This is a genomic window from Protofrankia sp. CiP1_Cm_nod3 (genome assembly GCF_982290655.1).
On record NZ_CEVIVD010000035.1, the window covers coordinates 1 to 9,361 of the forward strand.

Consider the following 9,361-nt stretch of genomic DNA (forward strand, 5'->3'; position numbering starts at 1 on the left):
GGTGCGGAGGGAGCGGACGTGGGTGACGGCGGTGGCGACGTGGGTGGCCAGCGCGTGCACCTCGTCCTCGGTGGTGGGGCGGCCGAGGCTGAAGCGCAGGCTCTCCAGGGCGGCGGCCGCGTCGAGGCCCATCGCCGTCAGCACGTGGGACGGCTCGGTGCTCGCGCCCTTGCAGGCGCTGCCCGCCGACACCGCGACCCGCGGCATCGACGTCATCACCGCGTCGGCGTCCGCCCCGGCGAAACGCAGGTTCACCGTGTTCGGCAGCCGGGTGACGGCCGGGCCGTTGAGCTCCACGCCGGGGATCTTCTCCATCAGCAGGCCGTGCAGCAGCGCGGTCAGGTGGCGCAGCCGGTCGGCGTCGGCGGGCAGCCGCTCGGCGGCGAGCTGCGCGGCGGCACCGAACCCGACGATGCCGGCGCTGTTGACGGTGCCGCTGCGCAGCCCCCGCTCCTGGCCACCGCCGACGATCAGCGGTGTCAGCCGGTTCTGCAGCGGACGGCCGGCGACGAGCGCGCCGACCCCCTTGGGCCCGTACATCTTGTGCGCGCTGAGCACGGCGAGGTCGATCCCGTGCGTCTCCACGGCGACGGGGATCCGGCCCGCGGCCTGGGTGACGTCGCACAGGTACAGCGCGCCGGCGCCGTGCGCGAGCCGGCAGGCCCGCCGGACGTCCGCGAGCGCGCCGGTCTCGCTGTTCGCGGCCATCACCGCGACCAGCCCGACCTGCCCGGGCAGCTTCGCCAGCAGCGCGGCGAGATGGTCGAGGTCGGGGGTGCCGTCGCGCAGCACCCGGATCAGCTCGACCGAGCCGCCGTGCAGCCGCGCGGCCTGCCCGGCCGCCGCGAGAACGGCCCTGTGCTCGGTGGCCGCCACCAGGACGTGCCGGCGGCCGGGCTCGGCACCGGCGAGGACGCCGTGGATCGCGAGGTTGGCCGCCTCGGTGGCGCCGCCGGTGAACACGACGCTGTGCCGGCCGGCGCCGACCAGGGCCGCGACCTGCTCGCGGGCCCGCTCGACCAGGCGGGCGGCCGCGCGGCCGGCGGCATGTCCGCTGGAGGCGTTCGCGAAGTCCTCGGTGAACAGCGGCAGCATCGCGTCGAGCACCCGCGGGTCGACCGGGGTCGTCGCGTTGTAGTCACAGTAGATCATCTTGGTCACGGGCCCGGTCACAGCGGATCGTCGTGACCGCACCGGACGCCGGGCCCGGCCCCGGCCGCGGCCAGCCCACCGACGCCGGCCGCGCCGGCCGCGCCGGCCGTGTCCGCCAGGCCGGGCATGCCCGCCGACGCCTCCGGCACATCCGGCACATCCGGTACGTCCGGTACGTCCGGTACGTCCGGCAGCGGGACGCGGCGCACCGTGTACGGCTGTGGGCGCGACGGCTGCCGCCGGATGGGCCCGCAGTCGACGCACTGCGGGTCGTGAGTCACCGGGAACGACCGGAAGTCCATGTCCCACAGGTCGAAGGCGAGCAGCTTCCCGGTGGACGGCTCACCGAACCGGGAGACGATCTTGATGACCTCCATGGCCGCCAGGCAGCCCACGGTGCCGGCCACCGCGCCGAGCACCGGGAAGCCGAGCGGGTCCCACTCCGGGTCGCCGTCGGCGAACACGCAGCGCAGGCACGGGTCGCCAGGCAGCACCGTCAGCAGCTGGGCCTCGGTGGTGTTCATGGCCGCGAAGACCAGCGGCACCCCCAGGTCCAGGCACATCCGGTTGATCCGGAACCGTTCGGGGAAGTTGTGGCGGGCGTCGACGACCACGTCCGCGCCGGCGACGAGGCCGGGCAGGAGCGGGTCGAACAGGTCCCGGTCCCACGCCTCGACCGTGACGTCGGGGTAGTGCTCCCGCAGGGTGTCGGCGGCGCAGGCCACCCGTGGCTCACCGACCCGGTCGGGTCGCATAAGCGTCTGTCGGTTGAGGTCGGGTGTCTCGAGGGCGCCGGGGTGCACGAGGACCAGCCGCCCGACGCCAGCCGCGGCCAGGTAGGTGGCGACGGCGCCGCCCACCCCACCCACACCTGCCACAAGCACCGTCGCCTCGCACAGCCGCTCCTGTCCCGGTAGCCCGAAACCGCTCAGTGTCAGTTGGCGCTCGAACCGCCGCATGTCCATGTCGTCCCCCTGCCTTCCGCTACCGGCCCACGGATGCGGGGATTACCCGCCGGACGTCGGGGACGGCGTCCTTGAGCTGCTGTTCGACCGTTTTCACCAGTTCGAGGACGTCGGCATCACGCTCGAGCCCGGCGCCGGTCAGCCGCACCGAGACCACCCCGTCGGCGACCCCGACCACGGACGCGTCCCGGCCCACCAGCTGCAGGTGCGGCCGGATGTGCTGGATCGCCACGTTCGCCTTCTGCAGCAGCGACGTCTCCACCCCGTCCGGCTGGACGGGCGGGGCGAACGACGGCCCACACATACAGTGACCGCGCGCATGTGGATTGTAGAAGGTGAAGCCGGACGACATCAGCGACTCGCTGTAGTCGATGCGCATGCCGTCGAACTGGTGGACCGCGTCCGCGGCGACGAACACGTCGAAGTCCGCCGCCCGGGTGACGACGTCGCCGGCGCGCGGCGCGGGCTCGACGGCCAGCCGGTACCGGTGCCCGGCGCAGCCGCCGCCGTCGCCGTCGACGCCGACCCGCAGGCCGGCGCCGGGGGTGGTCCCCTCCCGGTCGAGCAGCGCGCGCACCTGGCCGGCCGCCCGTTCGGTAAAACTGATCGTGATACTCACTGGTTCACCTCCAGATGCGCTCGGACGCGCTTGGACGGAGCTGTCAGTAGCGAGGACGGCCCGACTGTCAGTACGCGAGGACGACCCGCTCGACCGCTGGCACCGATTCCTTCAGCTGGCGCTCGATGACGCCCGTGAGCGTGTCCAGGGCGGCGGAGCATCCCCCGCAGGCTCCGGTGAGCCGGACCGAGACGACACCCGCGGTGATGTCGACGACCGTGACGTCCCCGCCGTCGCGCTGCAGGAAGGGCCGTACCTGCTGGATCGCCTCGTCGACCTGCTGCCAGAGGCTGTCCTCGTCGCCGTCCGGGCCCGCCGCGGAGAAGGACGACCCGCAGGAGCACGGATCCGACACGCGCGGGTTGGAGAAGACGAAACCCGAGGACGTCAGCGACTCCACGTAGTCGATACGGACCCCGTGGACGAACGAGGCGGACTCGGACGCGACGAACACGTCGAACCCGTCCTGCCGGACGGTGATGTCACCTTTCTCGGCGGTGGGCGCGAGCGCGAGGCTGTACTTGTAGCCCGAGCAGCCGCCGGGCTCCGCGCCGACCCGCAGGCCGTAGCCGGCGGTCGTCCCGTCGCGGGCGAGCAGCGCCCGGACCTGCTCGCCGGCACGTTCGGTGAGCACAACCTGCAGTTTCGTAATCATGATCCCACCTTTGCCGCGACGGGCCCGGCCGGCCGCGGGTGCGGGGCGGGCCGCCCGTCCGGGGTGTCCTCGAACAGGTCGTCAGATGCCAGCGAGCCGCCTGCCAGCGGGTCGGCGGCGAAACCGGCCGGCTCCGCGGCCGGGCGGCAGGCGCTCCGCGCCGCCTGGTGGGCGTCGTCCGCCACCCGCTGGACGCCCCGCGCCGCAAGCCGCGCACCTTCGGTGGCGACCACGGAGTCGATGATGTCGTAGCACTCGACGGCTTCGACCCCGGCCGCGGCCAGCGCCTCCCGCGGGCCGTTACCGATCTTGCTGCACAGCACGGCGGCGCAGTCCGACAGCAGCTGGACGGTCCGGTCGAGCACCGACCCCTTGTCGTCCTCGCCGTCGTCACACTCGGAGACGCCCTCGCAGTAGCGCGCGACGCTGCGGGTGCCCACCAGACGCGCCCACTTCTCGCCCGCCTCGTAGATCCAGAACTCCTCGGCGTGGCCGAAGTGCTGGTTGACCACTCCCCCGCCCTTGGTGGCGACCGCGACCAGCACCGTGTGTTCCGGCTTCGCCGCGCCGGCGGAGATCCGCAGCTCCTCCCGGGTGGCGCGGACGTCGGAGCGCCAGCGCTCGATCGCTGCGTGCGCCTCCTGGCGGCCGGCCAGGTCGTAGGTGACCTCGCCGTCCAGGTAGGTCTCGGGGCCGAACTCGTCGCCGCGGTCCTCCCCGAGCAGGCCGACCGCGTCGGCCCGGCACTGCCGGCAGTGGCGCATCATGTTCATTTCCGCGCCGTCGTCGCCCTCGCAGCGGTCCTGCAGCGCCTTGAGCTCCTGCGGGGTCGGCCCGCGCTGCCCGGTCAGGCCGTAGTAGGTGCCGTGCTCGGGGGCGGACACCAGCGGCATCACGTTGTGCAGGAACGCCCCCATGCCGCGGACCGTGCGGGAGACCTCCACCAGGTGCTCGTCGTTGACCCCGGGGATCATCACCGAGTTGACCTTGCACAGGATCCCGCGTCCGGTGAGCGCCGCGAGCCCCTCCAGCTGCCGCTCGGAGAGGATCTTCGACGCCTGCCGGCCGGTGTAGCGCCTGCCACGGAAGGCCACCCAAGGGTAGATCCGTTCGCCGACCTCGGGATCGATCATGTTGATGGTGATCGTCACATGGTCGATGCCGAGATCCGCGATGCGGTCGACGTGGTCGACGAGGGTGAGCCCGTTCGTGGACACGCACAGCCTGATGTCCGGGCACTCCCGGGCGACCAGCTCCATCGTGCGGAAGGTGCGCCCCGCGTTGGCCAGCGGTTCCCCGGGCCCGGCCACGCCGAGCACGCTCATCTGCTTGATCTCGCTGGCCACCCGCTTGACCTTGGCCAGCGCCTGCTCCGGGGTGAGCAGCCTGCTGGTGACGCCGGGGCGGCTCTCGTTCGCGCAGTCGAACTTGCGGTTGCAGTAGTTGCACTGGATGTTGCAGCCCGGCGCGACCGGGACGTGCATCCGGGCGTAGTACTGGTGCGCGTCCTGGCTGTAACAGGGATGGTTGGCGACCTTCTCGGCGATCGCGGGGTCCAGGCCGGTCGTGCTGGCGCCGCATCCCTTGGTGGACGCGCACCCCGCCGCCGGCGCCGGCGCCGCGGCCACCGGCGGCGCGGCCGCCTCGGCCGGGGAGAGCACCGTCAGGGGGATCGACCGCGCCGGTACCGGCGCCGGCTGTGCCGGCTGTGCCGCCGGGGCCGGTCGGGGGGTCATGCCCGCTCACCCGCCTCACGGCCCGGCGCGGCGGACACCAGGTCCAGCTCGCGCTCCAGACAGCCCACCACCCGGCCGTTGGTGAACGCGACCGCGTAGACGATGTGCTCCTGGAGGTAGACACCCACACCGTGGACGTGGCCGACCGTCCCGGTCTCCACCAGCACGTCCCCAACGCTGATCCCCGGCTCGGGGAAGGTGCCGTCGTTGCGCAGGTCCTTCAGGGCCACGACGGTGTCGCCGACGTCGTAGGCGGCCTCGGACAGCGGCTCTTCGAAACTGACGTCCATCAGGCCCTCTTCTCGGCTTCAACGGTGACGGTGTCCACGGCGACGAACGCCTGGGGGGCGCGGTCGGCGAGGACCTTGAACAGGCGGTGGTCGAGCGCGGTGCCCGTGGTGAACGCCTCGTAGGAGGCGACCAGGGCGGCGCGGTAGGCGGCCAGCCGCTCCGGCGGAGCGGGATTCCCCGCGTCCGTGCGGGCCATGGCCCGGGAGAAGTGCCGCAGGATGTGCAGCCGGTTGACCGCGACCACCTTCGGGTCGAAGGGGACGTCCAGGGCCTGGAAGTAGTCCTCGGCGGTGACGCACTGGCGGAAGCGCGCCAGCCGCTCGGCGGGCGGCACCTGCCCAGCGGACGGCACCTGCCCGGCGGATGCCGCGGTCATGACGCGTCGGCCTTCGCCAGCTCGCGCTCGAGGCGGCTGATCTCGACATAGGCGTTGTAGGTGGCGGTGGCCGTCTCCAGGATCTGCTCCCAGCCGACCGGCAGGTCCTCGGCCAGGTCGTGCAGGTCGAGTTTGAGACGGGTGGCGAGGCTGTTGAGCTTCTTCAGCTTCGTGCGCAGCTCGGGGATGTCGTCAGGAGTCGTCACGGGCCACCTCCGGGTAGGCACGTACGAGCGCGGCGGCGGCGCTGACCAGCGCCTCGCCGCGCCCGGCAAGATGGTCGATGGAGTCGAAGCCGAAACGGTGCGCGTCGCGCAGCACCTCGGAGACGACCACGAGCCGGCCGGTGAACACCGTGACCCGGCCGAAGCCCTCGTGGCTGAGATCGAGCAGATAACCGGTGACCAGGCCGGTCGCCTTCTCGATGCCGGCGGCGACCGCCTGGTAGAAGGAGCGCAGCCGGCCCTCGGTGGCCGGGTCGACGTCACAGGAGATCCCCAGCTCGCGGCGCTGCTGCGGGGTGAGCACGAACGGGCTGAGCAGCCTCTCCCCGCCGAGGCGGTCGAGCTGGCCGTAGGTGTCCCCGGCGCGCAGCTGGTCGACCAGGTCACGCAGGAAGCCGGTGGCGACGTCCGCGCCCGCGCCGCCGGCACTGCCGGTGCCGGTGCCGGTGCCGGTGCTGTCGATGGTCATCGCGGGCTCCAGGTGGGGGTGGCGCCGGACCCGCTCGCGCGCAGCAGCTTGCGCAGCCACGGCGGCGGGTTGCCGGCGAGGACCCGCTGCAGCCGGACGATCTGGTCCGCGATCGAGGTGTCCTCGGTGACCTTCAGCGGATGGACGCGGGCCCGGACCACCTTCGCGGCGGCGGTCCCGCCGATCGCGGCGACGTGCAGGATCGCGCAGTCCCGGATGGCGTCCAGCCGGCTCTCGATCTTCTCGGCCTCGTCGTCGACGGCCGGGTCGAGCACCCGGCTCTCGTACAGCGAGGCGAGCTCCGCGGACACCTCGTAGACGTCGAACCGGCGGCACGAGCCGAAATGCTGGTCGACGACGATGCCGTCGCTGGTGGCGAAGGCGACCTTCAACATGCCAGTTCCTCCAGGTCCTCGGCCTGCTCCGGGCACGCGGCCGCCGCCGGGCGCGCCGGTGCCGGAGCTGCCGGGTGATGCGACGGGCGATGTGACTCACGGTGTTCGATCAGCCGGTTGGCCGCGTCCACGAGCAACTGGAGGCTGCCCCGGTACCCGGAGGTGGCACGCAGCGGGGCGCCCATCCGGTCGTAGACGGGGAAGCCCATCGTCAGGTGCGCCGCGCCGGCCTCGGCGGCCGCGCCGGCCCCGTGGCTGGAGGCGACGAGAAGTTCGGCGCCGGCCGCCGCGGCCCGTTCGGCGAGGTCGACGAAGTCGCCGACGACGACCTCCTCCCACGGCGCCTGCCGCAGCACGTCGGCGTCCGTCGGCGACACGGCGGTGACGATCTCGGCGCCGACGTCGTAGAGCAGCGAACCGACCGCGACGAGCAGGTCTGGCTCGAGGGCGAGGGCCACCTTCGCCCCGCCGAGGACGAAGTGGCTGTCCATCAGCCCATCGGCCAGCCGCCGGCGCCAGCGCCGGACCGCCTCGGGGGCGGCCGCGCCGGTGTGCCGGATCAGGTCGGTGACCAGCCGGTCGGTGACGGCCAGCCCGCTGAGGTGGTCGTGGGCGATCAGCGGGACGCCGGCTTTGACCGCCAGCTCCCCGGCGGCGGTGGCCGCCGCGGACCCGACCGCGATGACGATCTCGCAGCCGGCCAGGCCCAGCAGGGCGTCGAGGGCCGTCCCGCCGGTGGTCAGCGGCGACCAGGTCGCGGCGAGGTGCCCGTCGAGCGACCCGGACAGGTCGGGGACGACCACCGGGTCGAGGCCGAAGGCCCGGACGAGGTCGGCGATCTCGTCGATGTCCACCGCGGTCAGCGTCGGGCCGACGAGCACGGCGGCCCGGCCGGGGACCGTGACCTCGCTGGCCGGGACCGCGGCGACGATCCCCCGCAGCGCCGCGGACCAGCCGTCCGACAGCCCGCCGTGGAAATCCGGGGTGGACACCGCGACGACCAGCGGGTCACGGCGGCCCGGGGCGTACTTCGACGCGCCGAGGACGCCGAACATGTCCTCCTCGGTGACCTCGGTGAGGCCGGTGGTCAGCACCCCGATGATGTCGGGCCGCTGCCGCTCGTTGATCGTGTCCAGCGCGCTCAGCAGCGACTCGGACGAGCCGAGCACGGCGCTGACGTCGTTGATGGCGCTGCTCTGCAACGGGATGGGCTCGCGGAAGTGGCGGGTGAGCAGGGCCTTGGCGAACGCCGAGCAGCCCTGCGCGCCGTGCAGCATCGGGATGCAGCGGGCCAGGCCGAGGAAGGCCAGCGCGCCGCCGAGGGGCTGGCTGTGCTTGAGCGGGTCGAAGGCGGCCCGGTGTCCGCCGGTGGTGACGCGGGCCATCAGAAGACCTCGGGATCGCTGTCGTCGTCGATGTCGTCGAAGCCGCCGCCCGCGGCCGCGCCGGCGGCCACGGCACCGGCCACGGCACCGGCGGTAGCACCGGCGGTGGCACCGGCCCTTGGCCCCGCCGGGCCGGCCGGGCCCGGCGCGCCGGCCCGGCCGGCGGGATCCGGCTCGTCCCAGGGGGCGTCCGCCCGGACCTGCTCCCAGACCGGGCTGGACAGCGCCAGGTCCAGCCGCCGGGCAAGTTCGATCATGCCGGGATAGCCGGCGAAGGCGTGGTGGCGTTCCTGGTTGACGTCGAGGAAGGGCAGCCTGCCCTTGAGCGCGGTGTACTGGTTGCGGCCACCGGCGATCAGGATGTCGGCCTGGGTGTCGGCGACCACCCGCAGCAGTTCGGCGGGCGTGCCGTTGCGGATGACGATCCCGTCCGCACCGAGCAGTTCGGTGATCTTGTCGACGTCGTCCTCGGTGCTCTTGGTGGCCCCGGAGGCGACGACCTCCACCCCGAGGTCCTGCAGCGCCGCCACCAGCGACCAGCTCTTCACCCCGCCGGTGTAGAGCACCGCCCGGGCGCCGGCCAGCCGCTCCCGGTAGGGGGCGAGCGCCGTCGCCAGGGCGGCCTCCTCGGTGGCGATGAGCTCCTCCGCCCGCCAGGAGAGCTCCTTGCCGCCGAGGACGCGGGCGAAGCCGCGCAGGGTGTCGCGCATCGCCCGGACGCCGTAGAAGCTGCCCTCGAACCAGGGGATGCCGTAGCGGTCCTCCAGCCCGCGGGCCAGCGAGAGCAGCGCCCGCGAGCAGACGACCATCGTCGCCTTCGCGCGGTGGGCGGCGGCGACGTCGGCGTAGCGGCCGTCCCCGCTGATGCTCGCCAGCACCCGGATGCCGAGCTTCGCCAGCAGCGGGGTGACGTCCCACAGCTCGCCGGCGATGTTGTACTCGCCGACCAGGTTCACGTCGTACGGCGTGGTGAACGCCGGTTCCACCGTGCCGATGACGTGGTCGAGCAGGGCCTGGCCGGCGAGCCGGTTGCCGAAGTTCTTGCTGCCGGCGAATCCCGGCGAGTGCACCGGGACCACCGGGACGCCGGTCGC

Annotated in this window: 12 protein-coding genes; all 12 read right to left on the reverse strand. The window is 73.3% G+C overall.

What is annotated here, in order from left to right; translation table 11 throughout:
- On the reverse strand, positions 1–1,173 hold a 1,173-nt coding region (locus tag AC5LUJ_RS09470; RefSeq protein ID WP_493464786.1), incomplete at its 3' end, for a cysteine desulfurase family protein.
- A complete protein-coding gene (locus AC5LUJ_RS09475; protein ID WP_445548423.1) occupies positions 1,170–2,117 on the reverse strand; it encodes a HesA/MoeB/ThiF family protein in 948 nt (315 codons plus the stop codon). The genes AC5LUJ_RS09470 and AC5LUJ_RS09475, both read right to left, overlap by 4 nt.
- Positions 2,118–2,136: 19 nt before the next feature.
- Positions 2,137–2,736, reverse strand: coding sequence for an iron-sulfur cluster assembly accessory protein (locus AC5LUJ_RS09480; protein WP_250286508.1), 600 nt, complete (start codon positions 2,734–2,736; stop codon positions 2,137–2,139).
- A gap of 67 nt (positions 2,737–2,803) precedes the next feature.
- A complete protein-coding gene (locus AC5LUJ_RS09485) occupies positions 2,804–3,391 on the reverse strand; it encodes an iron-sulfur cluster assembly accessory protein (protein WP_250286505.1) in 588 nt (195 codons plus the stop codon).
- Positions 3,388–5,127 (reverse strand): nitrogenase cofactor biosynthesis protein NifB, encoded by a 1,740-nt coding sequence (gene nifB, locus AC5LUJ_RS09490; protein ID WP_250286504.1) that lies wholly within the window; start codon positions 5,125–5,127, stop codon positions 3,388–3,390. The genes AC5LUJ_RS09485 and nifB overlap by 4 nt, the downstream gene beginning before the upstream one ends.
- Positions 5,124–5,417, reverse strand: coding sequence for a nitrogen fixation protein NifZ (locus AC5LUJ_RS09495; protein WP_250286502.1), 294 nt, complete (start codon positions 5,415–5,417; stop codon positions 5,124–5,126). Before AC5LUJ_RS09495 ends, nifB begins: the two co-directional genes overlap by 4 nt.
- The gene (nifW, locus tag AC5LUJ_RS09500) at positions 5,417–5,794 is read right to left on the reverse strand and encodes a nitrogenase-stabilizing/protective protein NifW (RefSeq protein WP_250291648.1); all 378 of its coding nucleotides are present in this window, start codon (positions 5,792–5,794) and stop codon (positions 5,417–5,419) included. The genes AC5LUJ_RS09495 and nifW overlap by 1 nt, the downstream gene beginning before the upstream one ends.
- Positions 5,791–6,000, reverse strand: a complete 210-nt coding sequence (locus AC5LUJ_RS09505) for a CCE_0567 family metalloprotein (RefSeq protein WP_250286498.1) — start codon at positions 5,998–6,000, stop codon at positions 5,791–5,793. Before AC5LUJ_RS09505 ends, nifW begins: the two co-directional genes overlap by 4 nt.
- On the reverse strand, positions 5,987–6,487 hold the full coding sequence (locus tag AC5LUJ_RS09510; protein WP_493464787.1) for a NifX-associated nitrogen fixation protein: 501 nt from the start codon (positions 6,485–6,487) through the stop codon (positions 5,987–5,989). Before AC5LUJ_RS09510 ends, AC5LUJ_RS09505 begins: the two co-directional genes overlap by 14 nt.
- Positions 6,484–6,882 carry a nitrogen fixation protein NifX gene (nifX, locus tag AC5LUJ_RS09515; RefSeq protein WP_013874043.1) on the reverse strand — a complete coding sequence of 133 codons (399 nt, stop codon included), beginning with the start codon at positions 6,880–6,882 and terminating at the stop codon, positions 6,484–6,486. Before nifX ends, AC5LUJ_RS09510 begins: the two co-directional genes overlap by 4 nt.
- Complete coding sequence (gene nifN / locus AC5LUJ_RS09520; RefSeq protein ID WP_493464788.1) at positions 6,876–8,267, reverse strand: nitrogenase iron-molybdenum cofactor biosynthesis protein NifN; 1,392 nt, start codon at positions 8,265–8,267, stop codon at positions 6,876–6,878. Before nifN ends, nifX begins: the two co-directional genes overlap by 7 nt.
- Positions 8,267–9,361, reverse strand: a 1,095-nt coding sequence (locus tag AC5LUJ_RS09525; protein WP_493464789.1) for a nitrogenase component 1, incomplete at its 5' end; no start/stop codon positions are given. The genes AC5LUJ_RS09525 and nifN, both read right to left, overlap by 1 nt.

Bases quoted from the DNA above. Each gene is read 5' to 3' on its own strand.
- AC5LUJ_RS09475 (WP_445548423.1), bottom strand. From the start codon at position 2,117: ATGGACATGCGGCGGTTCGAGCGCCAACTGACACTGAGCGGTTTCGGG.
- AC5LUJ_RS09485 (WP_250286505.1), bottom strand. From the start codon at position 3,391: ATGATTACGAAACTGCAGGTTGTGCTCACCGAACGTGCCGGCGAGCAG.
- nifB (WP_250286504.1), bottom strand. From the start codon at position 5,127: ATGACCCCCCGACCGGCCCCGGCGGCACAGCCGGCACAGCCGGCGCCG.
- AC5LUJ_RS09495 (WP_250286502.1), bottom strand. From the start codon at position 5,417: ATGGACGTCAGTTTCGAAGAGCCGCTGTCCGAGGCCGCCTACGACGTC.
- nifW (WP_250291648.1), bottom strand. From the start codon at position 5,794: ATGACCGCGGCATCCGCCGGGCAGGTGCCGTCCGCTGGGCAGGTGCCG.
- AC5LUJ_RS09510 (WP_493464787.1), bottom strand. From the start codon at position 6,487: ATGACCATCGACAGCACCGGCACCGGCACCGGCACCGGCAGTGCCGGC.
- nifX (WP_013874043.1), bottom strand. From the start codon at position 6,882: ATGTTGAAGGTCGCCTTCGCCACCAGCGACGGCATCGTCGTCGACCAG.
- nifN (WP_493464788.1), bottom strand. From the start codon at position 8,267: ATGGCCCGCGTCACCACCGGCGGACACCGGGCCGCCTTCGACCCGCTC.